Consider the following 24,918-nt stretch of genomic DNA (forward strand, 5'->3'; position numbering starts at 1 on the left):
GTACCCGGTACGGTCGTTGCCGCACCTGTTCAGGGCATAAAGGGCAGCTTGACACGCTGCCTCTGATTGAACCGCACGAAAGCGACCCGTTCGGTTCCGAATACGACCACCCATCGAGTCTAGAAGAGCCCGGGCAAGCCGTTGGAGCGAGCTGCGCACTATCGGATAAAACGCGGGGGGCGGGGCATGACGTCGGTCAGCTAGAAGGTGATTAGTCATGAGCGCGAAAGAAGGGGTGGCGAGCGAGCAAGCTCCCTCGCCACAGGGGGCTGTCAGGTGCGGGCGCGGCGCTGGGCGGCGTACTGCAAGGCCAGGCGGCCCATGAGCACCAGCAGGGTCAGGCCGATCAGCAGCACCGAGATCGCCGCCACGCTGGGGTCGACGTTGTCCCGCAGGCCGCTCCAGATCCGCCGGGGCAGGGTGTTGACGTCGACACTGGTGATGAACAGGGTCACCGCCACCTCCTCCCAGGACAGGGCAAAGCTCAGTAGCGCGGTGGAGAAAATCCCCAGCTTGAGGTTCGGCAGCATCACCAGGAAGGTGGTCTGCATCAGGCTCGCTCCCAGGTTGCGCGAGGCCAGTTCGATGCGCCGGTCCACCTGGCTCAGGGCCACCAGCATGGTCACCACGCCGTAGGGCACCACCATCACCACGTGGGCGATCACCACCCCGGGCAGGGTGTCGTAGCCCCAGCCCGGTGCGATGCGCCCCAGGTTGGTTTCCATGAAGTACAGCACCAGCGCCGAGATCACCGGCGGAATGGCCATGGGCAGCAGCACCAGACCGATCAGCAGGGTCGCCAGGCGCGAGCGCAGGTACCAGATGCCGAGGCTGAAGCTCACCGCCAGCACGGTGGCGATCAGGCTGGTGGCGCTGGCAATCGCCAGGCTCTGGCCGATGCTCGACAGCCAGTCGGGATTGCTCAGCAGCGCCTCGTAGTGGCGCAGCGACCAGTTGCCGTCCGGCATCGACAGGTAGCGCTTGGCGGTGAACGACACCGGGATCACCGTCAGCAGCGGGAACAGCATGAAGGCCATGGCGACCACGGCGATCAGTCGGGTACTCAATGCAGTGCGATGTGTATTCATAGTGACCTCAACCCACCAGTCGATTGACACGGGTGACGCGCAGCAGCAGCCAGATCAGCGCGCTGACCAGGGTCAGCAGCACCAGGCTCAGGGCCGCGCCCAGGCCCCAGTTGCTGGTCTGGAACATCTGCAGGAACACGTACTCGGCGATCATCACCGTCTGCCCGCCGCCCAGCAGCACCGGGGTGATGAAGAAGCCCAGGCAGAACACGAAGACCATGATGAAGGCCCCCAAGAGCCCCGGCAGGGTCTGGGGCAGCAGCACTTGCCAGAAGGTCCGCAGCGCGCCGGCGCCCAGGCCGCGGGAGGCCAGCAGCACCCGTTGATCCAGCTGGCGCATGCTCGACAGCAGCGGGAACAGCGCATACGGAATCATGAAGTGCAGCATGCCGATCACCACTCCCAGCTCGTTGCGGGTCAGTTGCAACGGATGATCGATCCAGCCCAGGGACAGCAGGCTGTCGTTGACCACACCATTGCTGCGCAGGGCGATCAGCCAGCCGAAGGCCCGCACCAGCACCGAGATCCAGAACGGGATGAACACGCAGATCTCCACCATGCGCTGCCAGAACGGCGGGCTGAACACCCAGCAGTAGGCCAGCAGGTAGCCGATCACCAGGGCCAGCAGGCTCACGGTCAGGCACAGGCGCAGGGTGCGCAGGAGCATGTCGTGGATCGCCGGGTCCGTGGCGATGCGCTGGTACTGCTCGATCCCGGGCTCGGGCAGGGTGAAGCTCCAGCTCACCACGCCGAAGAACGGCAACAGGTAGAACACCACCAGCAGCAACGGCAGGGGAAACAGCAGCAGGCTGCGTTCCAGGCGCGCGGTTCGGGTTGCACTCATGGTCGACGGCTCACTTGGACAGGTGGGTCAGGTACTGCTCCAGGGTGCTGGAGTAGTGGTCGGCGTACCACTGGGTGTCGAGGAAGATCTGCTTCTTCATGTTGGCTTCGGAGGCGCAGTTGATCTCTCGCTGTTCGGCGCTCATCAGTTGCTGGGTGGCGGCGTTGGACGGGCCGTTGCCCAGGGCTTCGAACAGCTTCAACTGGCCGGCGGGCTGCAAGGCGTGCTGGATGAACTGCATGGCCGGTGCGGCGCCTGCCGGGTTGTCCTTGAGCACGCCCCAACTGCTGGCGTTGAGGAAGGCATGGTCGAAGCCCCACTGGATGCGGCCGCCGCTGTCCTCGTGGAGCAGGGTGGCGCGGGTGTGCCAGATGGCGCCCATGGAGGCTTCGCCTTCGATCATCAGCTGCTGGCTTTCCGCGCCCGAGCCCCAGAACGACAGGACGTGGGGCTTGAGCTCATCGATCTTGCGCAAGGCCCGGGGCACGTCCAGCGGGTACAGCTGGTCGGCGGCCACGCCATCGGCCAGCAGCGCGGCTTCGAGCATGCCGTTCATCCATTTGTAGAGGGTGCGCTTGCCGGGGAATTGCTCCACGTTCCAGAAATCCGCCCAGTTTTTGGGGCTGTGGTTGCCGTATTTCTGGCTGTCCCAGGCGATCACGTAGCTGAACAGGTAGCCGGCGACGCCGTGTTCGTGGGACAGCTCCGGGGCCACCAGGTCCCGTTGCACCACGCTGTAGTCCAGGGGCTGGAGGACCTTGTCGCGGCCCAGGGTCATGGCGCTGTAGCTGTCCACATCCACCACGTCCCAGCTTGGCCGGCCGCTGGCCAGCTGCGAGCGGATGGCGCCTTCGGTGGGGCCGGCGCCGTCGATGCGCACCGGGATGCCGGTGCTCTGGGTGAAGCTGTCGGTCCAGGCGCTGCGAAAGGCGTTGAGCGCATCGCCGCCCCAGTTGACCACCACCAGCGGCTTGTCCGCCGCCCAGCTGATACCGCTGCGCAATGCCAGGGGCACCGCCGACAGCAGGCCCATGGCCTGGAGGAAGGTGCGGCGGCTGACCTGCCCGCCACGGGCTTTTTCGATGAGGATTTCGATGCAGTCGCGTTGGTGGTGCTGGCTCATGGGGCAAGTCCTCGCGAGGCCGATGCGCCAGGCGCCGGCCGATAGTGTGATTGGCTTTCTACGCAAACGCTCGACAGCGAGCGTGGCCGGCTCAGGCTTCCAGCAGGAAGCTGTGGCGCACCGGCCAGCTCAGCCACACCGGGGTGCCACTGGGCAAGCGGGCACCGGGATGATCGCCGGACACCGAGAGGTTGACCGGCGCCAGTTCCGGGCTGATGTTCAGCGCCAGATGAGTGCTGGACCCCTGGTAGACCCGCTCGCCAAGGCAGGCGGGCAGCACGTTGTGTTCGCCGGCTTGTGGGCGCTCGGTGTGCAGGGTCATGTGTTCCGGGCGCACCGCCAGCAACTGCGGCTGGTTGCTGATGTCACCGGTCGTGGTGGCGTGCAGCGGGCTGTCGCCAAAGCGCCCGCTGGCCTGGCTGCCATTGCGGGAAAGGCCCTGCAGCGGGAACAGGTTCATCTTGCCGAGGAACTCGGCGACGAAGCGGTTTTTCGGCCGGTCGTAGATGGTTTCCGGGGTATCGATCTGCGCCAGTCGTCCCTGGTTGAAGATGGCGATGCGGGTCGACAGGGCCAGGGCTTCGCCCTGGTCGTGGGTGACGAAGACGAAGCTGGTGCCGACCTGGCGGTGGATGCGTTGCAGCTCGGTCTGCAGTTGCTCGCGCAGGTTCTTGTCCAGGGCCGACAGCGGCTCGTCCAGCAGCAACATGTCCGGCTCGAACACCAGGGCCCGGGCGATGGCCACCCGTTGCTGCTGGCCGCCGGACAGCTCGGAGGGTTTCTTGTGCAGGTGAGCCCCCAGGCCCACCACGTCGAGGATGTGCTTGACCCGGCGCTGGCGCTCCTCGGCCTTCACTCCACGAATGCGCAAGGGATAGGCGACGTTGTCGGCCACGCTCATGTGCGGGAACAGGGCGTAGCCCTGGAACACCATGCCGTAGTTGCGTTTTTCCGCCGGGCGCCGGCTGATGTCGACGCCACGTTCCAGCAGCTTGCCGGCGCTGGGGCTGAGGAAGCCCGCGAGGATCATCAACAGGGTGGTCTTGCCTGAGCCGGAGGGGCCCAGCAGGGTGAGGAATTCGCCTTGGCGAACGTCCAGATCGATGCCGTCCAGGGCGGTGAAGTTGCCGTAATACTGGCTGATTCCTTGGGCGCTGAGTTGAGTCGAGGGGCTGCTGGACACTACAGAGATCTCCCGGAAACCCACCTGCACGATTGAATTTTTATTGTGAGTGCAGCAGGTGGTGGATTCATTATTGTGAAAAGCAACGCCACATCAATGGAATAATTTTTGCCTCATTGGTGAGTGAAATTTCCCATTCGATCCGGCTTTCAAGGCTCGATCAGCGGGCTGTCACTGATGCTTTGGGCACTGGCCTGCAGCTGGTTTTTCAGCCAGTCGCTGAAGGCCTGGACCGCTGGCCGCTCGGCCTTGGCCGGATCGATCACCAGGAAATAACCGCGCAGGGCGCTGATGCTGATATCGAACGGGCGCACCAGCAGCCCCCGGGCCAGGGCATCGCCGCTGAGCAGGTTGTCGCCGATGGCCACGCCCTGGGCGGCGATACAGGCGGATTGCGCGCAATGGGCGTCGGAGAAGGTAATGCCACGGTCGGGGTTGACCTGACTGGCACCGGCGGCCGCCAGCCAGACCCGCCAGTCGCTGCTGTCGCTCATGTGGATCAACGGAAAGTCCTTGAGGTCCAGCGGGCTCTTCAAACCGCCGATGGCGTTGATCAGGCGCGGACTGCACACTGGTGAAAAGCGCAGGGTGACGATCTGCTCCACCAGCAGCCCCGGCCAGTCGCCGATGCCATAGGCGATGAACAGGTCGGCCTCGGCGTCGCTGGTGTCGTCCTGGGCCCGAGGGCTGACCACCTGCAGCTGCACCTGGGGGTATTGGCGCAGGAAGCCGTTGATGTGGTTGCACAGCCAGAAACTGGCAAAGCCCGGATTGCAGCTGATGCGCAATTTGCCCGACACCGCCTGGCCGTCGAAACGCCGCCCGGCGTCCTGGATGTCCGCGAGGATGCGCCGTACTTCCCGGGCGTAGCACTCGCCCTGGTAGGTCAGGCCGATGCCGCGCCCGACCCGTTCGGTGAGGGCAAAACCCAGGCTCTGTTCCAGGCTGATGATCTGGTGGCTGATGGCGCTGCGGGTCAGGCTCAGTTGCTGGGCGGCGGCGGTCACGCTACCGAGCCGGGCCACGGCGTCGAGGGCGCGCAGGGCAGTGATCGAGGGATAGCGCATGCAAACTCCGGGTCAAGGAAACCTGTCTTCGAAGGGGACCGGCCGGTACCTGGGTGCTGCCCAGGCAGGGCCCCGAGGAGGGGCCGGCCGCGTCGCAGTATGGGCCGCGATGGCGCCGAACTGGTCAATTTTCGTTGACATTGCTGGCGAAAAAATTCGATTGATGTCGCAGCCGCTTCACCAATACTGGACCTCGATCCGGGCCGCAACCGACCGGAGCATCCCTATAACAACAAGAGGTCCTGCAGGTCTTGCACGGGTGCCGAGGCGTCCGGGCAGCGGCCGGCCGGAACCTGGATAACCAGGAGTGCCGCGCATGTCCCGCTACAAAGCATTCGCTCTCGATTGGGTTGAGCGCCACCGCCAGCAACTGTCGGACTGGCACCAGATCATCTGGCATTACGCCGAGCCGGCGTTCCGCGAGTACAAGTCCTGTGCCTGGTATGTCGAACTGCTGGAGGCCGAGGGCTTCACCGTCGAGCGCGGCAGCGGCGGCATGCCCACGGCCTTCTGCGCCACCTTCACCCAGGGCCAGGGCCCGCTGCTGGCCACCTACGGCGAGTACGATGCGGTGCCCGGCAACTGTCAGGCGGCGACCACCCGCAAGCAGCCGCGCGATGGCCTGTCGCGCTTTGCGCCGGGGCACACCGACCCGCATTCGGCCCTGGGCATCAGCGCCCTTGGCGGGGCCCTGGCGGCCAAGGCGACCATGGTGGAATTCGGCCTGCAGGGCAGCATCAGGTTCTTCGGCGAGCCGGCGGAAAAACTCCGCGCCTCCAAGCCGGTCCACGCCGCCAAGGGCTACTACGACGACCTCGACGCGGCCATCAGCTTTCACCCCACCTACATGCTGCCGCTGAACAACACCACCACCTGGGACACCCACTGCGGCATCGCCTACGCCTACATCTACAGCTTCACCTGCGAGGACCCGCAGAACTGGATCGCCGCCGATCGTTACAGCCCGATTCCGCAGAACCACCTGGCGGCCCGAGCGCCGGGGGCCAACGACGCCCTGGTGCATTTCTACACCCTCAACGAAAGTCTGCGTCGCTCGACCCTGCCGTTCACCAGCCTGTGGAGCTACAACGAGGCGATTCTCACCGCCGGCCAGGCCACCGCCGACAACCTGCCGCCGCACCTGTCGCAGATCCAGTACCTGCTGCGTTGCGACTCCATCGAGCAGGCCGAAACCATCTCCCAGGTCATGGACAACAATGCCGCCGCGGCGGCCATGGCCACCGGTTGTCGCTGGAAAAAGACCTGGGTCTGCAAGTCCCGGGGCGGTCTGCCCAACCACGTCATGGCCCAGGCCACCTACGACAACCTGGCGGCGGTAGGCGCCCCGCAGTGGGATGAGGAAGCCCGGGAAATCGCCCGCGAGATCCAGCGCAACCTCGGCCTTGAAGCCATGGACAAGCCCTTCCTGCCGGCCACCGAAGCCTTGATCGAGCCCCAGGAATGCGAGCGCCAGATGCGCCTGCAAATGCCCGCCTGGCAGCAGTACCTGACCTCCGACGACTACCCGGAATACACCTGGCACTGCCCGACCGTGCGCCTGCTGGTGGCCCGGCCGATGCTCAGCGCGCCGCCGGGCACGGTCTACCCGGACTGGGTGTCCAACGCCCTGGGCGGCATTCGCCAGACCATCGACCCGATGATCGAGGTGGCGGCCAAGACCATCGCCGCGACCCTGGTGGACCTGCTGACCGACGAGGCGTTGCTCAGCGCGGCCAAGGCCGAGTTCGTCGAACGTACCGGCGGCGGTATCGGCGGCAGCCGCTGGCAGGCGCCGCTGCTGCCCGAGGACTTCAAGGTGCCCCATGATTTCCGCTGGCCGGAGTACATCAGCACCGCCCGGGGCGAAGAGTGGTGGATCCCGGCGCGGGCCGATGAGTAAGGGGCACTATCAGGCCCTTGCCTGAGGTCGCTCCCTGGCACCTGGGCGCAGGGCGTTATGCCCGTTCGCTCAGGTGTTTATGCACAACGGATGGGTCGCCAGGGCCGGGAACTGTCGGATTTGTGGAGCCGTTCTCATCTTTATGCAACTGGCTGTTTTTTCGGGCTTTTATTTTATGAACAAAAAATGACCAGTCTGCAGAAGTCCTTCAGCGCCATGCAATCAAAGGCTTTGCCAGAATTCCATCAACAGACTTATCCACAGGTCGCGACAGCCTGTCGCACGGCTCCACAGCCTGCTCATCGAACCTGCGACGCAGGCTCAGCCGAGCAGGCTGTGGTCATGCCGCCGGGGGGCCAGGCTGCGACCTACTCGGCCTTTGTGGCCGGAATGGACAGTTCATGACGAAACAGGTTGTTGGGGTCGATGGTGGCTTTCAGGTTGGACAGTCTGTTGATGAGTTCGCTGTTCCAGCCGTAGTACAAGTTCAGCCAGTCGGGGTCCACCGCGCCGGTGGCGGTGTACTTCATGTCCACATCGGGGTAGTTGATGTAGCAGCCATCGTAGGCAGGGCGCTTTGGCTTGCCGCCGTGCACGGCGGTGAAGATGTTGCGGATCCAGGCGATTTGCACCGCGTCGTCGGCAGCGTGGGTCCAGTACGTCTGGTATTGGGCTTTGAGCAGGGAGCTTCTTTGCGGAACCGCGGTGGTGCCCATGCCCTTTTTATTGATCGCCCCGCCGTAGGAGTCGATCTGTACCAGCGACTGGCTGAAGCGTTTGTCTGGCGTGGCTTCGGTCAAGTGCGTCAGCAGGGCGTTGCAGGCCTGTTCGGAGAACTGTTCGACCTGATAGTCAGACTTGTATTTGCCCCGCTGATTGTTGCCCGAGCCGTTGATCATTTGCGTGACGTACAGCCAGTCCATCGCCGTGTGCTCAGGCACCGCGCCTCTGAACTTCCTGCCGGCGAGCGGGTGCCTGAGCGGGGCAATGTTGGGCGCGATAAAGCCGTCATGCAGGGTCGGCGTGATGCCTGCCGCGGCGTTCATCTTGCTGATGAAGTCGTTGAGCGGGATATCGTTGGCGCCGCCGACCCGGCCATTGGGGCCGGTGTACTGGATCGCCAGCACCACATGGTCGGAGGTGTCCACATGGTTGAGTTTCAGCAGGGTGAACAAGCCACCGTTGCCAACGCCTTCCACCGGGCTGGTCGCGTTGGCGTCGTTATCCGAGAACCATTGCCAATAGGCCCGCAGGAAGTTCGAGAAGTTGGGAATCAGCTCCTTCCACGGGTAGGCCAGGGGAATCCAGTAGGCTTGTTGCGGGGCTTGTGGGAGTTGGTCGAAGTAGTAGCCGATGATGATGCCGAAGTTTCCGCCGCCGGCCCCGCAACAGGCGGTGAACAATGCCTTGTCGTTGTTCGACGGGCTGTCCGCGCGAACATGCCGGAACTCCAGTTGCCGCGAGTTTTCCACAGGCACAAGAAGGTCGACGCCGGTGACCCAGTCCACGGTCAAGCCCTGAAGGCGCGATAACAAACCGTAACCGCCGCCGCTGATGTGCCCGCCCAAACCGACCGAATAACATGAGCCGCCAGGAAGGGTGCGCCCGGCCTGCTTGTACAGCGACAGGTAGCCGTCCCAGTTCTGATTGCCGGTCAATGCCATGAAACGATACGTCTTGTTCTGGCTATCCCAGGGCGAAGTGATGGTTTGGCTCTCGTCGTACTTCAGGCCTTTCATTTCACCGAGGTCGATAATCGCCAGGTTTTGTGTCTCGCCGCTCAACTTGTTGGAAACAAAGCCCTCGTAGCAGTGGCCGCCACTGCGCACCGTAATGCGATAGCCATCATGCAGTGCTGTATTGGCTGCCGTCAGAACTTCATCAGGTGTCGTACACACATAAATTCGGTTCGCGCCCTGTTCGATACTGGGTGGCCAACGCAAGTTGAAACCCTTTTGCAGGGTTTCGTAGGTGGGTGCCTGAGGGTCGATGATGTTCATGGCTGACTCCCTGTCAGTGATGGTGAGCTTGGCGACTTCCTGTCGAAACATGACCGCTTGAGTTGCGCCAGAGCTGTGGCTTGAGTGCGGCATATGCCCTGCACGCCTTAGAGACTAGTAGGCGTCATGAGCTTGGTTTTTTTCTTTTGTGAAGTTGAGTCACTTCCCCGGCTGGCTCGGCGACTTTCAATGGCTTGCGGGTGACCCATGGGGTATCCGACGTCCGTTGGTGAGGTCACTGGCCGCGGTGGTTATGCACAACGAGCATGGGTCGGAGTTGTCGTAGCAGGCGGTTAAGGGCGCTCTGCCAGCAGGAGCAGATTGCGCGGGGTCAAGGGAGCCTGGCAGAAGGTTCCGAGGCGCACGGCGTAGCCCTGTTCTTGCAGGAACAGCGCACGGTCCAGCACCAGCCACAATTCCAGCGGGCGGCGGAACAGGCCCCGCAGCAGCTCCAGGTTGCGCACCTGGGCCAGGCGCTGCCAGCCGGCGGCTTCGAGCGCGGCCCAATCCTGGCAATCGACTGTGGATAACTCCTTGAGGGCGGCCAGGTCGCGGCAGTAGTCGGCGAAGGGTTTGTCCAGCCAGTGGCTGGGCAGCGAGGGTGTCGGCAGGTATTGGTCGAGCCCACGTACTTGCCGTTGCAGCAGGTCGAAGGCCAGGCGCCGGGCCATGGAGCAGTCGCGCTGGCGCCGGACCCGAGCGCCGGCGGTGACGGTTTCGCTCATGGGCAGTGCCAGGTCCTCCAGGGACAGTTCCAGGCGCGAGGCCTGGGCCGCTGTGGATAAGCCCCGGTAGTGGCTGGCGTGGGTGCGGTTGTAGCAGCACGGGGCAATCGCCAGCTGTGGACAACCCTGCTGGCTGGCCAGCTGGATCAAGCGCACATGCAGATCGCCGCACGCATGCAGGGCCACCGGACTGTGCTCGGCGCAGAGCTGCTGGGGCGTGTCATCGGCCAGCACGTCCTGTTGCACATGACGCGCGGGCAAACCGTGGTGCCGGCTCAGTTGCTCGCCACTGTCGATCAGCGCCGGGTCGTATTCCAGGCAGGTCAGTTGCTGCCCGGGTTGCAACAGACGCCTGCCGAGGTGGCCCTTGCCGGAGCACCAGTCAAGCCAGTGAGTCGGAGCGCGGTCGAATTGCAGGCAGGCGGCGAAGGCTTCGATCTGCTGCCATTTACGCCCGGGCACGTCGACCTTGAGGCGCGGGTGAGGCGCGGGCAGTGCCTTTATGGGAAGTTCGCCCAGCGCGCCGAGTGCTTGGGCCTGCTCCGCCAGTTGGGCAAAGGGCGCCGGCGCCTGGAGCTGCTGCGGATGGTTGTGGGCGGCTTCGGCGTCTTCCAGGGAGCGTTGGCTTAGCCACTGGGCCAGTTCGGGATGAGTGGATTCCCACGGCAGTTGCAGATGGTGGAACGGGCGCGGGCGCCAGAGCGCCTGGTGTTCAAGCAGGAAGCCGTCCAGGGCCTGGAAGCGATCGAGCAGCGCGGGGCCTTGGAGGATCGAGGGCATGGGCGGTGGGTCCGGGCAGGCCCGCTCCCGGGCGGGAGCGGGGGAAGGTCAGCGTCCCTGGCAGGCGTCGACTCGCAGCCAGCGTTCCAGCAGCTTGAAGCCGCGTACCAGGACGTAGGCCATCACCAGGTAGAACAGCCCGGCGGCGAAGAAAATCTCCACCGGCAGGTAGGTGCGGGCAATGATGGTGCGTGCCATGCCGGTCAGTTCCAGCAGGGTTACGGTGCTGGCCAGGGCACTGGCCTTGAGCATCAGGATCACTTCGTTGCTGTAGGCCGGCAGGCCGATGCGCGCAGCGCGCGGCAGGATGATGTAGAACAGCGTCTTGGGTCGGGACATGCCCAGGGCCCGCGCGGCCTCGATTTCACCCGGCGGGATGGCCTGGATCGCACCGCGCAGGATCTCGGCGATGTAGGCCGCAGTGTGCAGGGTCATGGTCACGGTGGCGCACCAGAACGGATCGCGCAGATAGGGCCACAGTGCGCTTTCACGCACCGCATCGAACTGCGCCAGCCCGTAGTACACCAGGAACAGCTGTACCAGCAGCGGTGTGCCGCGGAAGAAGAAAATGTAGGCGTAGGGCAGGGCGCGCACGTACCACAGCCGTGATGAGCGGGCGATGCCCAGGGGGATCGCCAGCAGCAGGCCGGCGATGACCGCGATGGCCACCAGCTCCAGGGTCAGGGTTGCACCCTGAGCCAGCTTTGGCAGCCATTTGATGATCACTTCCCAGTTCATTGGGCGCTCCTTGCGAAGCCGCGAGCGGCGCGTTTTTCCAGGAAGTGCATGCCGGTCATGGCCAGTACGGTCAGGCCCAGGTACATGAAGGCGGCGACCATATAGAAGGTGAACGGCTGCTTGGAAACGGTCACGGCAATCTGCGAGTGACGCATGATTTCTTCCAGGCCGATCACCGACACCAGGGCGGTGTCCTTCATCAGGATCATGAACAGGTTGCCCAGGCCCGGCAGGGCGATGCGCCACATCTGCGGCATGATCAGCCGGGTGAAGATCCGCCATTTCGACAGGCCCAGGGCCATGCCGGCTTCACGGTGGCCCTTGGGAATGGCCAGGATCGCGCCGCGGAACACTTCGGTGGCGTAGGCGCCGAAGCACAGGCCAAGGGCGATCACCCCGGCGGCGAAGGCATTGAGTTCAAGATCGGGGTTGCCGAAGAACTCGCCCAGGGCACGCATCAGGTTGACCGTACCGAAGTAGATGAGCAGGACCCAGAGCAGCTCGGGAACGCCGCGCACCAGGGTCGAATAAGCGCCGCCAAGCCATTGCAGCGGCTTGTACGGAGAAGTCTTGGCCAAGGCGCCGAGCAGACCGAGCACCAGCCCCAGGCACAATGCCGAGAGGGCCAGCTTGACGGTCATCAGCGCGCCGGCGGCGAGCGCCGGGCCGAATCCGTAGAGATCGATATTCATGGGGTCTGGATGGCTTTGCTAAGGACCGGCGCCCAGGGGGCAGGCGCCGGTCAGGCAAGTCAGTATCAATAGATGCTGAACGGGAAGTACTTGTCGTTGATCTTCTTGTAAGTGCCGTCGGCCACGATTTCCTTCAGGGCGGCGTTGAGTCTCTCGCGCAGTGGATCTTTCTTGCGCACGGCAATCCCGATCTTGTCGCTTTCTTCAACCGGGTCGCCCTTGAACTCGTAAGGCTTGCCGGCTTCGCTTTTCAGCCACTCGTAGTTGACGTACTTGTCGGCCAGGATCGCGTCCAGGCGGCCAGAGGTCAGGTCCAGGTAGGCGTTTTCCTGGGTGTCGTAGAGCTTGATGGTGATGTCGTCACCCAGGTTGTCTTCCAGCCAGGTGCCGGCCAGGGTCGCCCGTTGCGCGCCGATGATCTTGCCCTTGAGCGAGGCCTTGTCGGTCTTGAAGTCGGTTTTGTCTTTAGGGGCGATGAACTGCAGCTTGTTGGAGTAGTACGGGTCGGTGAAGTCCACCGCCTGCTTGCGCTCGTCGGTGATCGACAGCGAGGAGATCAGGAAGTCGAACTTCTTCGCGTTCAGGGCCGGAATGATGCCGTCCCAGTCGGAAGTGACCACGGTGCATTCGACCTTCATCTTGGCGCACAGGGCGTCGCCGATGTCCTTGTCGAAGCCGACCACCTGGCCGCTGGCATCCTTGTTGTTGAACGGTGGGTAGGCGGCCTCGATGCCCATTTTCAGGGTCTCGGCGGCAGCGCTGGCGCTGAAAGCCAGAGTGACGGCAGCGGCCAGGAGGATCTTCTTATAGCTCTGCATGCGTGTAGCTCCGTTAGCGGTTGCTGGACATGAATTGTTTGCAGCGTGCCGAAAGCGGGTTCTCGAAGACCTGCTGTGGCGATCCCTGCTCTTCGATCAGGCCCTGGTGAAGGAATACCACTTCACTGGAGACCTGGCGGGCAAAGCTCATTTCATGGGTGACCAGCAGCATGGTACGGCCTTCGTCGGCCAGGGCGCGGATCACGTTGAGGACTTCCTGGACCATTTCCGGGTCCAGGGCCGAGGTCGGCTCGTCGAACAGGATGACTTTGGGTTGCATCGCCAGAGTGCGGGCGATGGCGGCGCGTTGCTGCTGGCCGCCGGACAGCTGGGCCGGGTAGGCGTGGCGCTTGTCGGCGATACCGACCTTGGCCAGCAGCGCTTCGGCCACTTCGATGGCCTCGGCCTTGCTCTGGCCCAGCACCCGGCGCGGTGCCTCGATGATGTTGTCGAGCACGCTCATGTGTGGCCAGAGATTGAAATTCTGGAAGACGAACCCGATTTCGCTGCGCAGGCGGTTGATCTGCTTGCCGTCGGCGGCCACCAGCTCGCCGTTTTTCGCGGCCTTGAGTTTGAGCTCTTCGCCGGCCACCAGGATCTGGCCCTGGTGCGGGTTTTCCAGCAGGTTGATGCAACGCAGGAAAGTGGACTTGCCGGAGCCGGAGGAACCCAGGATCGATATCACGTCACCGTCGCGTGCGGTCAGCGAGATACCTTTGAGTACCTCCTGAGTGCCGTAGCGTTTGTGCAAGTTGCGGATTTCAAGCGCGGGCGTGGCCTCAGCCATGTGCGGTCCTCATAGAGTTCATTGTGCTCCTGCTGTTGGCGGCCTTCCTGGCGAGGCGCCAAGCTAGCATAGGGTTCCAAGCGCAGCCAACAGCGCTACCGGAGGTAAACAGAGGGTGTGTGGCAGGTTGTCGCATCAGCACAGAAGACTGTCGCCCCATCAACAACCGAACGCCCGTTTGAACCCTGAATTCGCCTGAAATCCGGTAGGTGTCGCGTAAAAAAAGGCGCGATGGTGCCAGCTTTGGCCGGGTGTTGGAAGGGTTAACGGGCCAAAGGTCGTGGATCTGCTTCCTAATTGTGCATCACGCACTTTGGGGGTGTGTTTCTGGTGCGCTGTTTCGTCCTACAAAGTGAGTCGCCCGGTAACGAAGTGGCGAAATACCATTGTTCTCAATGACTTGGGATTTCCATCGGTCGGCTCGCCAACCCCTGTTGTCCGGGACTCTGTAACATTTTGGCGCAATTCTTGCGTACGAAATAAAGAACGCCCTGTTGAATTCTTTTTACGAGAACGAATGCAGACCGGGTGGAGTGACTCTTTTTTCGTTGCAAAGGTGCTTTTCATGAGCGGTACGCAACTCTCCAATGACCTCGAACAGGGGCTCAAACCACGGCATGTGACCATGCTGTCGATCGCCGGCGTTATCGGCGCGGGTCTCTTCGTCGGCTCCGGCCACGCCATCGCCGAGGCCGGTCCGGCCGTGCTGCTGGCTTACGCCGCTGCCGGCACCCTGGTGGTGCTGGTGATGCGCATGCTGGCGGAAATGGCCGTCGCCTCGCCGGACACCGGGTCGTTCTCGACCTACGCCGATCGGGCCATTGGCCACTGGGCCGGTTTCACCATCGGTTGGCTGTACTGGTGGTTCTGGGTGCTGGTGATCCCGCTGGAAGCCAACGCCGCTGCAACCATCCTGCATGCCTGGTTCCCCAACGTGGCGATCTGGGTCTTCACCCTGGTGATCACCCTGCTGCTGACCGCTACCAACCTGTTCAGCGTGAAGAACTACGGCGAGTTCGAGTTCTGGTTCGCCTTGATCAAGGTGGTGGCCATCATCGGCTTCGTGATCCTCGGCCTGGCCGCCATCTGTGGCTTGCTGCCCAACAGCCAGGTCAGCGGCGTCTCGCACCTGGTGGACACCCAAGGCTTCATGCCCAACGGCATGGGCGCGGTGTTGGCCGCCATGCTGACCACCATGTTCTCCTTCATGGGGACCGAGATCGTCACCATCGCTGCGGCGGAATCCCACAACCCGGGCAAACAGATTTCCAAGGCCACCAATTCGGTGATCTGGCGGATCGGTCTGTTCTACCTGGTGTCGATCTTCATCGTCGTGGCCCTGGTGCCGTGGAACGACCCAAGCCTGGCCCAGGTCGGTTCCTACCAGACCGTGCTCGATCGCATGGGCATTCCCAACGCCAAGCTGATCGTCGATCTGGTGGTGCTGGTGGCCGTGACCAGTTGCCTGAACTCGGCGCTCTACACCGCCTCGCGCATGCTCTTCTCCCTGGGCAAGCGGGGCGATGCTCCGGCTGTGGCCAAGCGCACCAATGCCAGCGGCACGCCATATTGGGCGGTGATCCTGTCCACCGCTGCGGCCTTCCTTGCGGTGTTCGCCAACTATGTAGCGCCGGCTGCGGTGTTCGAGTTCCTCCTGGCCAGTTCCGGCGCCATCGCCTTGCTGGTCTACCTGGTGATTGCCGTATCGCAACTGCGCATGCGCCAGAAACGCATGGCCGTCGGCGAGAAGATCGCCTTCCGCATGTGGCTGTTCCCAGGGCTGACCTACGCGGTGATCGTGTTCATCGTCGCGATCCTGGGCATCATGCTGTTCCAGGAAGAGCATCGGGTGGAGATCCTCGCCACTGGCCTGCTCAGTGTCATCGTCATCGCTGCGGGCCTGTTGGTGGCCCGTCGGCGCAAGGCCGAGCGCAGCGGGGCTCTGGCGCTGAACTGACGGTTTGATTCACTGCTTGTGGAAAATGGCTGCGCTCAGAGATGACCGCGGCCTTTTTCATGTCCGAATGCGAGGTGGCATGTCTGTTTGTGGCGGGCTGATGCTCAGTCGCGGTCTGGCGTCGGGGCGCTTTACGCTCGCAGGTCGCCTGCTGATAATCCACCGCTCGGTCAGCTTGGGATGCGGCGATGAAGGGCTTGGACATGGATTTTGCCGAGTGGGAAAAGCTCGACCTTGAATGGCATCAGGGGTTTGCCTTTATGGAGGGGGCGCTGTTGGTGGAGGAGCGGGCCCGGGACGTGTACCTCATGCTGCAGCGTGAGGGGCGGACGCCGGCTGAGCAGGCTTCTCAGGCCGCGGCCGAGCAATACCCGGTTTCCCCCCTGGTAGAGGGCGAGCCGCTCTGGCGCCATCGTGTTCATCGGCACCTGCTGCGTGATGCCCGGGCCGATTACTATGCCTTGCCCCGTTACTTCGAACGTTACGGCTACCACCCGTTGCAGGCGTTGCCGATGCGCGTGTGTCGCGGGTTGCGAAGCCTGGGCCATGACCATTGGAGCGATCACCAGCGGGCCTACTTCTGTCACGACTATGGGCTGGCGCTGATCGAGGACGCACACCCAGAGCGTCTGGCGCTGCTGGACCCGGTGCCGGAGGACTGGCCTTCATCTGCGGTGCTGTTCAGTGACGGCGCCAAGGTCTTCCTGGGCGCACGGGCGATCGCCAGCGCCGAGGACCGGGTGCGTGGCACCAACCATCCGGCTTATCAGGTGATCAATGATCAGGTCTGCCGGGGCGGCGTGCCGCTGCACCAGAAGGACGGTTCGCCGTTGCCGATTGCCAATCCGGACGGTTTTCACATGCTGGCCCGGCGCTGGGGCACCGATGGGCATTCGGTGATCGTCCAGGCGCAGCAGGGCTCCAGTATTGCCTACGAGTATTTCTACCGCATCGACAAGGCCGATCTGGCGACGTTCTGTGTGCTCAATGAGCGCTACGCCAAGGACGCCCAACGGGCCTACTTCCTGACCGGGAAGACCCTGCGTTATGTCGGCGACTTTCGCTTGCTGAACCGCGTTGAGTCGGTGTTCGATGCTGCGGGACGAGTCTTGAGTCGCAGTGAAACGCCGGACCCGTACGTGGCTGTGGACGACCAGTTTGTCTACTGCAATGGCACCCGCTTGCGCGGGGCCCATGCTCCGAGTTTTCGCCACCTGGGGTTTCATTACTACGCCGACGAGCAGCGCGCCTATCTGTTCAACAAGCCGCTGGACGTGGATGTGCAGAGTTTTGTGGTGGCCCGGCTGGAGCGCGGTGAGTACAACCATTCACCGGTGCTGGTGGGCGACAAGCACGGCCCTCTCGGTTCGGCTGGGGTGATTGATGACGGGATGCTGCAGGAGTGGGCCGCGTTCTTCGAGGCCCACCCGCAGCTGCAGGGCTACTGGTGGCACCGTTTGCAAAAGCCCTGTGAGCCAGCGTCGACAACGCCCGCCCTGCGCTCCATCGGCTTGGGGTTTGAGCTGGGGCACCAGGTGCACTTTCATGGTCGCGCTATCAATGGTCTGGATGCCGGCAGTTTCAAGCTGCTGGACACGCACCTGTGCGGTGATGCCAACGGCTTGTACCTGATCCCCTTTCATCGTGCCGAGACCCAGGTGCCGGAGCGATTTTCTTCAGCCTCCGTCGATCAGTACCGTGCCCTGGGTGGGCCCTATCTGACCGATGGCCAGACGGTTTTTTGCCACAGGGTCTTTTATCAGGCGCCTGAGCCGCTGGGTAAGGCGGATCTGGCCAGCTTCGAGTCTTGTGGGCATGGCTGGGCCAGGGATAAGGGCGCGGTGTACTACTACAGCGAAAGAAAAAGGAACCTCGACCCGGCCCACACGCGCTTCATGGGCAGCTACGCCTTCAGCGCGACGCAGATGTTTTCTGCCGGCAAGGCGCTGGAGGTGGAGTTCAGCCCGGAAGAAGTGAGGGTTCCCCATCCGGACTTCTTGCAGCTGGGCACGCGCAAGCTGTTCTGTGGCCGGCGCCCGGTGAGTGCCAAGCGCATCGACCTGGCCAGCCTGGAGTTTCTCGCGGACCGCTATGCACGGGACAAACAGCGTTTTTACCATTACGACGGTTACACCACGCTCAGCGAAATCAGTGCCGAGCAGTTCCACCAGGCGATGACGAAGGATTCGGCAGAGGCTGCTGAAAAGTTGGCGTTCTGAGTGACAAAAAGGCTGCTGTCAGCATTGACCGCGGCCTTTTTTATTGGATTTTTCACTTGTTACATGGCGTTTCATGGACAGCATGCAGGCGAAATAGTAGCCTGCGCGCTCTTCGATAAGAGCTCTTGCGTGCCAGCGTGAGAGGAGCTAGGGAATAGCGCTGTATTGCAAGGGACTGAATGCTTGTCGGGGTACTGAATCCTCCTACCGCCTCTTTCCCTTGATCCGTGCGCACTAGCCCTGGTTCCTGATTGTCAGCGCCTGCCTGTGGCATGCCCGACAGTCCCGGTTCGAAGAACGAGCATTCAGGGTTCAATGGTGATCGCCCGGCCATTGGTCTCTCAAACAAGGGCGGCAAGGAGACGCGCATGGCGTTCACTAAAATCATCTTCAAAAACCCGAACACCGGAGCCATCAAGGAAGCGCCAGTTGGTTTCTCCTGGACCGTGTTCTTCTTCGGCTTCATCCCGGCACTGTTCCGCGCCGACTGGAAATGGGCCGCCATCATGTTCCTGCTGGCCATGTTCACTTTCGGCCTGAGCAACCTGGTGTTCATGTTCATGTACAACAAGCTGTATGTTCGCGACCTGATCGGCTCGGGCTTCAAGGCCCAGTCCATCGCCAGCGGCGACCTGAACTTCGCCAGCTCGCGCATCGGCATGGAAATCCCTCGGCTGGAAGCGGCCTGAGCATCACGCCAGGCTGTTTAGCTGAAACGGAAAAGGGCGCATTCATTGCTGAATGCGCCCTTTTTCATGCCCGGAAGAAACTCAGCCCTCGGCGCTGAACAGTGCCTGGGATGCGGCCAGGTAGTCGGCCTGGAAGGCCTCGGACTCGATCCAGGCCAGGGCCGTGGCCTCGTCGGCCTCGGTGGACCAGTTACGGTATTCGATCAGTGCCGCCAGGATGAAATCCGTGGCGCCCTGTTCGCCCTCCTGCTCGTAGACCAGCTCCAGCAGCGGGTCCGCGAGGAACACCGTGCACAGCGCTTGCTGGCTGGTTTTCTCAGCGTCACGCATTTTCACGAACAGCTCGGTCAGGTCTACCGATTCGAAGTCGATGCGACTGTCGTTGGGGTCCAGTTCCAGCTCCGAGGTGGGGGCTGTGCGCTTGGCGCGGTTTTGCTTGGCCTTGGCCTTTGCCCGGGCGGCACGTTTGTGTTGTTTGTCGATCGATGCCATGGGCGTCTTACCTTGTTGCACAAAGGGGTGGCGCTCGCAGATACCAGGCGAGCGGCCAGTCAGGCGGGAGAGGATGCCAGCAAATCACCGCGCTGGCACCCGCCATGGTCTCTTGGCGGGCACCGTCGATCCTGTATGAGCCGCGGGCTATTGCAGCGGTGTGCTTTTGCCGAAGGTTTTTTGCAGTCTTTTCCCACTGCTTGGGAATCTGATTTCATTTGCCGGGAAAGTCCATGCACCATGGCTGCAAGAGGCCGCTATGCACTACCACACGCCCACTGACCGTCTGCTGCAAATACTCGTGGCCCTGGGGCAATCCCCGGAGGCCATGTCCGCCAAGGAGCTTTCGCTGAACTTGCAGCAGCCCTTGAGCAGTACCTATCGCCATCTCAAGACCCTGTTGCGCTGGGGGCTGGCCCAGGACAATGGCCAGGGCCGCTACCTGCCCGGGCCCACTTGCCTGCAACTGGCGAAGAAGTTCGACCGCGAAGGCCTGCTGGTGACCCTGGCCAAACCGGAGCTCAACCGCCTGGCCGAGCTCAGCCAGGAAAGCGTCGCGCTGATGGTACCCAGCAACGGGCAGGCGATCTGTATTGAACTGGTGGACAGCCCGCAGCCCCTGCGCTGCTGCTACCAGAAGGGCCTGGCGCAGCCGCTGCTGCTGGGCGCCTCGGCCAAGGTGTTGCTGGCCTACATGGAGCCTGAGCTGTGCTTGTCGATCCTGCGCCAGCGGGGCGTCGAGGAAGCGGATGTCGCCGCGTACCTGGAAAGCTACGCGGCGATTCGCGCAGCCGGGCATGCCGTGAGCCTGAGCGAGATCGACCACGGCATCTGGGGTGTCAGCGCGCCCTTGCTCGATAGCCGTGACCGCCTGCAAGGCGCCATCAGCCTCATGGCCCCGGCGTTCCGCGCCGAACAGCGCATTGAGCGGCTGATCCGCTGGACCCGCGAAGCCGCTCAGCGCCTGAGTGCCCGACTGGATTGAATTGACTGGAGCAAGACCATGATCACTACCGCCCCCATGCACCTCTGGCAGGGTCGTATCGACCTGGCCGAAGGCCTGGCCGCCCGGCGCTGGCACCAGTGGGTACAACCCTGGAGTGAACAGCAGCCGGCGGGTGTTGCCTTGCTCGGGCTGGCCTGTGACGAAGGGGTCAAGCGCAACCAGGGGCGTACCGGTGCCAGCCAGGGGCCGGCGGCCTTGCGCGCGGCCCTGGCCAACCTGGCCTGGCACGGCCGAGGCCCGCTGTATGACGCCGGGGACGTGGCCTGTAACGGCCACGCTCTGGAAAGCGCCCAGCAGCTCTACGCCAATCGCCTCGGCCAGTTGCTCGAACAGGGGCACTTGGCCCTGGGCCTGGGTGGTGGTCATGAAATCGCCTTTGCCAGCTTCAGTGGCCTGGCCGATTACCTGCGCCGCCAACAGCCCTGTCCGCGGATTGGCATTCTCAATTTCGACGCTCACTTCGACCTGCGTCAGGCATCGCAAAGCAGTTCCGGCACGCCGTTCCGACAGATCGCCGAGTATTGCCGACAGGCCGGCATGCCCTTCGAGTATTGCTGCCTGGGGGTCAGCGAGTTGAGCAATACCCAGGCGCTGTTCGAGCAGGCCCGGGAGCTCAATGTGCGCTACCTGCTGGACCGGCAGATGCAGGGCTGGAACCTGCCGGCCATCGAGGCCTGCCTCGACGCTTTTCTCGACGGTATCGACGTGCTGTACATGACCATTTGCCTGGATGTGCTGCCAGCCAGCCAGGCTCCCGGCGTCAGTGCACCCTCGGCCCACGGAGTGGACGTGCAAGTGGTCGAGCACCTGGTACGCCGCGCTCGGGCCAGCGGCAAATTGCGCGTAGCCGACATTGCCGAACTCAATCCCGGGCTCGACCAGGACCAGCGCACCGCCCGCGTGGCCGCGCGCCTATTGGCCAGCCTGATTCACTGAGGGGCACGCCCCTCGCCGCGCAACACCACAATGACAAGAAGAGATGTTTGCCATGCCGACTTTTGAATTGGACGCGCTGACCACCCTGGCGCTGGCCCTGATCCTGCTGGGGGTGGGAGCCCAGCTGAAGAAACGCAGCCGCTGGCTGACCCAGCTCTGTGTCCCGGCGCCGGTGATCGGCGGTTTCGGCTTTGCCCTGATCGTCTGGCTGCTGCGCGACCAGCAACTGCTGGCGATCAAGCTCGACACCGCGATCCAGACGCCCCTGATGGTGGCGTTCTTCACCACCGTGGGCCTGGGGGGCAGCCTCGGCCTGCTGCGTCGTGGCGGCAAGATCCTGTTCGTCTACCTGGGGGCTTGCTGGTCCCTGGCGTTGCTGCAGAACCTGGTGGGTGTCGGTGCGGCCAAGGCGCTGGGCATCGATCCGCTGTTGGGCATCATGGCCGGTGCGGTGTCCCTGGAGGGCGGCTTTGGCGCCGCGGCGGCCTTTGGTCCCATCGCGGAAAACCTCGGGGCGGTGGGCGCCACCACGGCGGCCCTGGCTTCGGCCACCTTCGGCATGGTTGCCGGTGGCCTGCTGGGCAGCCCGCTGGCGCGCTGGCTGATCGAGCGCAACCGCTTGCAGATCCAGGCCGATCAGGTCAGCACTTTGCAGCACCTGGAAAGCGCCGCCCAGGGCTCGGTGGCGCCTCTGGATGCGCCGACCTTGCTGCGCCTGCTGACCTGCGTCCTGCTGATCATGGTGCTGGGCTTCTGGATCGGCAGCGCATTGAACGAACACCTGGGCATTGTGCTGCCGAGCTACGTGGGGGCGATGTTCGTGGCGATCATCCTGCGCAACCTCAATGACCGGGCGCGAATCATCGACATCCCCGACAGCGCAGTGAGCACCCTGGGCGACGTATGCCTGGGGGTGTTCCTGACCATGGCCATGATGAGCCTGAAGTTCTGGGAGCTGGAACAGCTCGGCCTGCCGCTGCTGGTGATCCTGGTGGTGCAGGTGCTGGTGATGGTGCTGCTGTGTGTGTTCCTGCTGTTCCGCCTGTTTGGCGGCAACTATGACGCGGCGGTGCTGTGTGCCGGCTTCATGGGGCACGGCCTGGGGGCGACGCCCAATGCGGTGGCCAACATGGGCGCGATCTGTGATCACTACAAGGTCTTTTCCTACAAGGCCTTCATCATCGTGCCGCTGTGCGGTGCGGTATTGATCGACATCGTGGCGATCCCGCTGATCACCTGGTTCATCAACGCCTTTGCCTGATCAGCGCTCCAGCATCAGCTGTTGCCCGGGGCTGCTCGGGGCCAGGCTGGCGTGCTGCAGCCAGTGCAGCAGCAGCGGCCAGAGCCGGCTTTCGAAGCGGCTGTGGAAGAAGGCGAAATGGCCGATCTCGGCCTCGCCGATGTCCTCGGGGTGAAGGCGCAGATGTGTACGTGGGCTGTTGCTGAAGTAGCCCAGTAGCCGCTCGATGGCCGTCACGGTGCCAAAGGGGTCGTCGCTGACACTGATGGCGAGGATCGCTGCGCTGACATGGGCGAAGGGCTGCCCACTACGCTTTGCGGCCAGCCTGCGGCCGCTGGGGCGGCCTTCGTAGCGTGGGTGCGGGGTGGCCCAGTCGCGGACCACCCCGGCAGGTGTGTCCTCCATCCAGCCCAGGCGCTTGCCGGGGAAGTAGCCGTAGAGGCCCGTCAGCAGGGGCATCAACACATGCCATTTGCCCAGCATGCGCCAGCGCAGCCGGGGCTCGTAGTCACGCCAGTAGGCGAATTGCGCGCCCATGGTGGCCACGCGACGGATCACCCCGGCGGAGGCGGCCAGGCCCACGGCGCAGCCGCCGAAGCTATGACCCACCACATCGATCGGCTGTCCGGGAAACTCGCGCTGGGCCCGTTGCAGCATGGCTTCGAAATCCAGTGCGCCCCAATCCGACCAGGACGCCTTGAACCCCTTGAGCGAGCCCCGACGCGACTCGCCGATGCCGCGATAGTCATAGGTCATCACGTCGAAGCCGTTGGCGAACAGGTAGTCGGCGAAGCGGAAGTAGTAGCGGCAGCGCACCGAGGTCGCGGCGTTGATGATCACCACCGGCCGTGCTGGATCGGCTGATGGGTGGCGCCAAGTGAAGCCGCCGAGGAGAACGCCATCCGCCGCCGGTTCGCTGAAGGTTGCGCTGGGGCCTGGATCTGCACCTGCACCTGAATCTGGACCGGCAGCGGCGGGGCGGGTGGCAGGCAGTTCGGGGGAGGACAGCAGGGACATGGGCGGTTGTTCCTGGGCGGCTGCACTATGCCGGAGCGGCATCCGGCATCAGCGATGTTTTTTTTGTGCGCCCATTAATACCCGGCCGATCCACAGCGTGGCAACGGCCAGTGCGCCCAGCAACAGGGTGCTGGTGCATTGCCAGAGCAGCTCGATATAGAACTGGGTCGGTTGTTGTGCCTGGCTGTAGACGAGCTTGGGGCCGGCGCGGTTGCGGGTGGCGATCAGACCGTCCTGCAGCGCGCTTACCAGGGTCCAGCCCAGCAGTGCGGTGAGTGCCAGCAGCACGCCACCGATCAGCAGGAATACCCAGGCCCCCCTGCCGGTTTTGCCGGGCTTGGGGTGGGGCAGGCGGACTCGGGTTCTCTTCTGGTTCACGCGAGCAGTTCCTTGGCAGTCGAATGGGCGCGAGCCCGCAACTTTACTCCGATGCGCCGCCATGGGAATAATCCGGGCCCGGCCGAAGCCGGGTATCCCTGGACGTCGATGGAGCCTTGAGCATGGAAGTAAAGCAACAGATGAGCCCGGAACAATGTCAGGGCATGGAAGATATCCGCCGGGAAATCGACACCCTGGATCGGGCGGTAATCGCACTGCTGGGTGCGCGTTTCAAGTACGTGCTGGCGGCGTCGAAGTTCAAGACCTCGGCGGCCACGGTGCGGGCCGAGGAGCGCTTCAAGGCGATGCTCGCCACCCGCCGCGAATGGGCCGAGGCTGAAGGCCTGAGCGCGGATGCCATCGAGAAGCTGTACAGCGATCTGGTGCAGCACTTTATCGCTGAGGAGATGAAGCATTGGCAGGCGGCGCAGGCGCTTGCTTGAGCTTGTATGCTGGCGTTCGGCGCTGATCGGATTCTGCGGCAGAGGGCAGGCCCTCTGCGTCGATTGGCGCCGGTAGACTGGCGGCCTTTTCTCGAACGATCAGGAACGACAACCATGCAACTTCGCTCATGGACAGGGCTGGCGCTGGCAGCGCTTTTGGCTGCGACCGGGCAGGCACAGGCGAGCGAGCCTTCCTCGGTGTATCTGCGTTGCAACATGACCCCCGAGCAGTACGCCCAAGCCATGGCTGCGCCGCCACGTCCGGCGATTTCCTACAGCGATTGGCAGAAGTGGTTCGACAGCAAGGACATGTACGGCTCGGCCCGGGTCGATGCCGAGTGGTTGCAGGATTCCAGTGCGCGCAGCCTGCAGGAAGTGGTGCAAATGTGGGCGGGCACTGGCGGCTCCTCCCAATACGATCCGCAGACCGGTCGTTGGCAGTTCGCCCTGCTGGAGTTCACCGACAACTATGGCGAGATGATCCAACTGCTGGCGCCGCTGCGCAGCGTCGCCCCTTACTGCCAGTCCGGCTCCGACAGTTTCCTGCTGATTTACTCCTACATTTGGGGCGATGGCGACAACGCCTACCTGACCTTCAACAAGCAGCGCAGCCAATTTGCCGGCAAACCCACCAAGGCCCAGCGTGCCGAGGCCGATGCGGCGCTCAAGGTGTTGATGGATGCCGGTTCGAAGTGAAGTGGTTGGGCGGCTGAAGTGCTGCGGCGCCCTCTTTGGGGTTGGTTTGAGCGCGGGCGGGCCGGTTACTTTCAGTCACCAGGTGAGGACTTGCGCTGAT

The 24,918-nt window shown here is 63.4% G+C and carries 23 protein-coding genes; 9 read left to right on the forward strand and 14 right to left on the reverse strand.

The window, feature by feature from the left end; genetic code table 11:
• Positions 1–272: 272 nt before the first annotated feature.
• The 5 genes from DWF74_RS17665 to DWF74_RS17685 form a co-directional block, all read right to left on the reverse strand.
• Positions 273–1,088 (reverse strand): ABC transporter permease, encoded by an 816-nt coding sequence (locus DWF74_RS17665; RefSeq protein ID WP_115581401.1) that lies wholly within the window; start codon positions 1,086–1,088, stop codon positions 273–275.
• Between the two features lie 7 nt (positions 1,089–1,095).
• Positions 1,096–1,932: an ABC transporter permease gene (locus DWF74_RS17670; protein WP_060842203.1), complete on the reverse strand. Its 837-nt coding sequence runs from the start codon at positions 1,930–1,932 to the stop codon at positions 1,096–1,098.
• 10 nt (positions 1,933–1,942) lie between these two features.
• The gene (locus DWF74_RS17675) at positions 1,943–3,055 is read right to left on the reverse strand and encodes an ABC transporter substrate-binding protein (protein ID WP_102862709.1); all 1,113 of its coding nucleotides are present in this window, start codon (positions 3,053–3,055) and stop codon (positions 1,943–1,945) included.
• Positions 3,056–3,146: 91 nt separating this feature from the next.
• Positions 3,147–4,238 carry an ABC transporter ATP-binding protein gene (locus DWF74_RS17680; RefSeq protein ID WP_115581402.1) on the reverse strand — a complete coding sequence of 364 codons (1,092 nt, stop codon included), beginning with the start codon at positions 4,236–4,238 and terminating at the stop codon, positions 3,147–3,149.
• A 149-nt stretch (positions 4,239–4,387) separates the two neighbouring features.
• Entirely contained in the window at positions 4,388–5,305 is a 918-nt protein-coding gene (locus DWF74_RS17685) for a LysR substrate-binding domain-containing protein (RefSeq protein ID WP_115581403.1), read from the reverse strand.
• A gap of 316 nt (positions 5,306–5,621) precedes the next feature.
• Here DWF74_RS17685 and DWF74_RS17690 point away from each other — a divergent pair, with 316 nt between their 5' ends.
• On the forward strand, positions 5,622–7,205 hold the full coding sequence (locus tag DWF74_RS17690; protein ID WP_115581404.1) for an amidohydrolase: 1,584 nt from the start codon (positions 5,622–5,624) through the stop codon (positions 7,203–7,205).
• A 368-nt stretch (positions 7,206–7,573) separates the two neighbouring features.
• Here DWF74_RS17690 and DWF74_RS17695 read toward each other — a convergent pair whose 3' ends face one another.
• The 6 genes from DWF74_RS17695 to DWF74_RS17720 form a co-directional block, all read right to left on the reverse strand.
• On the reverse strand, positions 7,574–9,205 hold the full coding sequence (locus DWF74_RS17695; protein ID WP_115581405.1) for a BBE domain-containing protein: 1,632 nt from the start codon (positions 9,203–9,205) through the stop codon (positions 7,574–7,576).
• A gap of 293 nt (positions 9,206–9,498) precedes the next feature.
• Complete coding sequence (locus DWF74_RS17700; protein WP_115581406.1) at positions 9,499–10,710, reverse strand: methyltransferase; 1,212 nt, start codon at positions 10,708–10,710, stop codon at positions 9,499–9,501.
• A 48-nt stretch (positions 10,711–10,758) separates the two neighbouring features.
• Positions 10,759–11,448 carry an ABC transporter permease gene (locus DWF74_RS17705; RefSeq protein WP_016963588.1) on the reverse strand — a complete coding sequence of 230 codons (690 nt, stop codon included), beginning with the start codon at positions 11,446–11,448 and terminating at the stop codon, positions 10,759–10,761.
• Positions 11,445–12,140 carry an ABC transporter permease gene (locus tag DWF74_RS17710; RefSeq protein WP_016963587.1) on the reverse strand — a complete coding sequence of 232 codons (696 nt, stop codon included), beginning with the start codon at positions 12,138–12,140 and terminating at the stop codon, positions 11,445–11,447. The genes DWF74_RS17705 and DWF74_RS17710 overlap by 4 nt, the downstream gene beginning before the upstream one ends.
• Positions 12,141–12,205: 65 nt before the next feature.
• Positions 12,206–12,958, reverse strand: a complete 753-nt coding sequence (locus DWF74_RS17715; protein WP_102862715.1) for an ABC transporter substrate-binding protein — start codon at positions 12,956–12,958, stop codon at positions 12,206–12,208.
• 13 nt (positions 12,959–12,971) lie between these two features.
• On the reverse strand, positions 12,972–13,745 hold the full coding sequence (locus tag DWF74_RS17720; RefSeq protein WP_102862716.1) for an ABC transporter ATP-binding protein: 774 nt from the start codon (positions 13,743–13,745) through the stop codon (positions 12,972–12,974).
• A gap of 565 nt (positions 13,746–14,310) precedes the next feature.
• Here DWF74_RS17720 and gabP point away from each other — a divergent pair.
• From gabP to DWF74_RS17735, 3 genes are all read left to right on the forward strand, one after another.
• Positions 14,311–15,702, forward strand: coding sequence for a GABA permease (gabP, locus tag DWF74_RS17725; RefSeq protein ID WP_115581407.1), 1,392 nt, complete (start codon positions 14,311–14,313; stop codon positions 15,700–15,702).
• A 188-nt stretch (positions 15,703–15,890) separates the two neighbouring features.
• Positions 15,891–17,921 carry a DKNYY domain-containing protein gene (locus DWF74_RS17730; RefSeq protein ID WP_115581408.1) on the forward strand — a complete coding sequence of 677 codons (2,031 nt, stop codon included), beginning with the start codon at positions 15,891–15,893 and terminating at the stop codon, positions 17,919–17,921.
• Between the two features lie 368 nt (positions 17,922–18,289).
• A complete protein-coding gene (locus DWF74_RS17735; RefSeq protein WP_102862719.1) occupies positions 18,290–18,610 on the forward strand; it encodes a hypothetical protein in 321 nt (106 codons plus the stop codon).
• A gap of 81 nt (positions 18,611–18,691) precedes the next feature.
• Here DWF74_RS17735 and DWF74_RS17740 read toward each other — a convergent pair whose 3' ends face one another.
• The gene (locus DWF74_RS17740; RefSeq protein ID WP_102862720.1) at positions 18,692–19,102 is read right to left on the reverse strand and encodes a hypothetical protein; all 411 of its coding nucleotides are present in this window, start codon (positions 19,100–19,102) and stop codon (positions 18,692–18,694) included.
• A gap of 259 nt (positions 19,103–19,361) precedes the next feature.
• Between DWF74_RS17740 and DWF74_RS17745 the strand changes: the two genes are divergently transcribed.
• Genes DWF74_RS17745 through gltS form a run of 3 tightly spaced genes read left to right on the forward strand, consistent with a single transcriptional unit; the run spans position 19,362 to position 22,305 of the window.
• Positions 19,362–20,087 carry an IclR family transcriptional regulator gene (locus DWF74_RS17745; protein WP_115581409.1) on the forward strand — a complete coding sequence of 242 codons (726 nt, stop codon included), beginning with the start codon at positions 19,362–19,364 and terminating at the stop codon, positions 20,085–20,087.
• Between the two features lie 18 nt (positions 20,088–20,105).
• Positions 20,106–21,044 (forward strand): formimidoylglutamase, encoded by a 939-nt coding sequence (gene hutG, locus DWF74_RS17750; RefSeq protein ID WP_115581410.1) that lies wholly within the window; start codon positions 20,106–20,108, stop codon positions 21,042–21,044.
• A 52-nt stretch (positions 21,045–21,096) separates the two neighbouring features.
• The gene (gene gltS, locus DWF74_RS17755) at positions 21,097–22,305 is read left to right on the forward strand and encodes a sodium/glutamate symporter (RefSeq protein ID WP_102863055.1); all 1,209 of its coding nucleotides are present in this window, start codon (positions 21,097–21,099) and stop codon (positions 22,303–22,305) included.
• On the opposite strand, the gene DWF74_RS17760 is transcribed toward gltS, so the two are convergent.
• Together DWF74_RS17760 and DWF74_RS17765 are read right to left on the reverse strand one after the other, a co-directional pair.
• Positions 22,306–23,301 carry an alpha/beta hydrolase family protein gene (locus DWF74_RS17760; RefSeq protein ID WP_115581411.1) on the reverse strand — a complete coding sequence of 332 codons (996 nt, stop codon included), beginning with the start codon at positions 23,299–23,301 and terminating at the stop codon, positions 22,306–22,308. It abuts the gene before it with no gap.
• A gap of 48 nt (positions 23,302–23,349) precedes the next feature.
• Positions 23,350–23,679 (reverse strand): hypothetical protein, encoded by a 330-nt coding sequence (locus tag DWF74_RS17765; RefSeq protein WP_102862724.1) that lies wholly within the window; start codon positions 23,677–23,679, stop codon positions 23,350–23,352.
• 122 nt (positions 23,680–23,801) lie between these two features.
• Here DWF74_RS17765 and DWF74_RS17770 point away from each other — a divergent pair, with 122 nt between their 5' ends.
• Both DWF74_RS17770 and DWF74_RS17775 read left to right on the forward strand, forming a co-directional pair.
• Positions 23,802–24,122 carry an isochorismate lyase gene (locus DWF74_RS17770; RefSeq protein ID WP_102862725.1) on the forward strand — a complete coding sequence of 107 codons (321 nt, stop codon included), beginning with the start codon at positions 23,802–23,804 and terminating at the stop codon, positions 24,120–24,122.
• A gap of 114 nt (positions 24,123–24,236) precedes the next feature.
• Positions 24,237–24,818, forward strand: a complete 582-nt coding sequence (locus DWF74_RS17775; protein ID WP_115581412.1) for a hypothetical protein — start codon at positions 24,237–24,239, stop codon at positions 24,816–24,818.
• Positions 24,819–24,918: the final 100 nt, after the last annotated feature.

It is taken from the genome of Pseudomonas protegens (assembly GCF_003363755.1).
GTDB lineage: Bacteria > Pseudomonadota > Gammaproteobacteria > Pseudomonadales > Pseudomonadaceae > Aquipseudomonas > Aquipseudomonas danubii.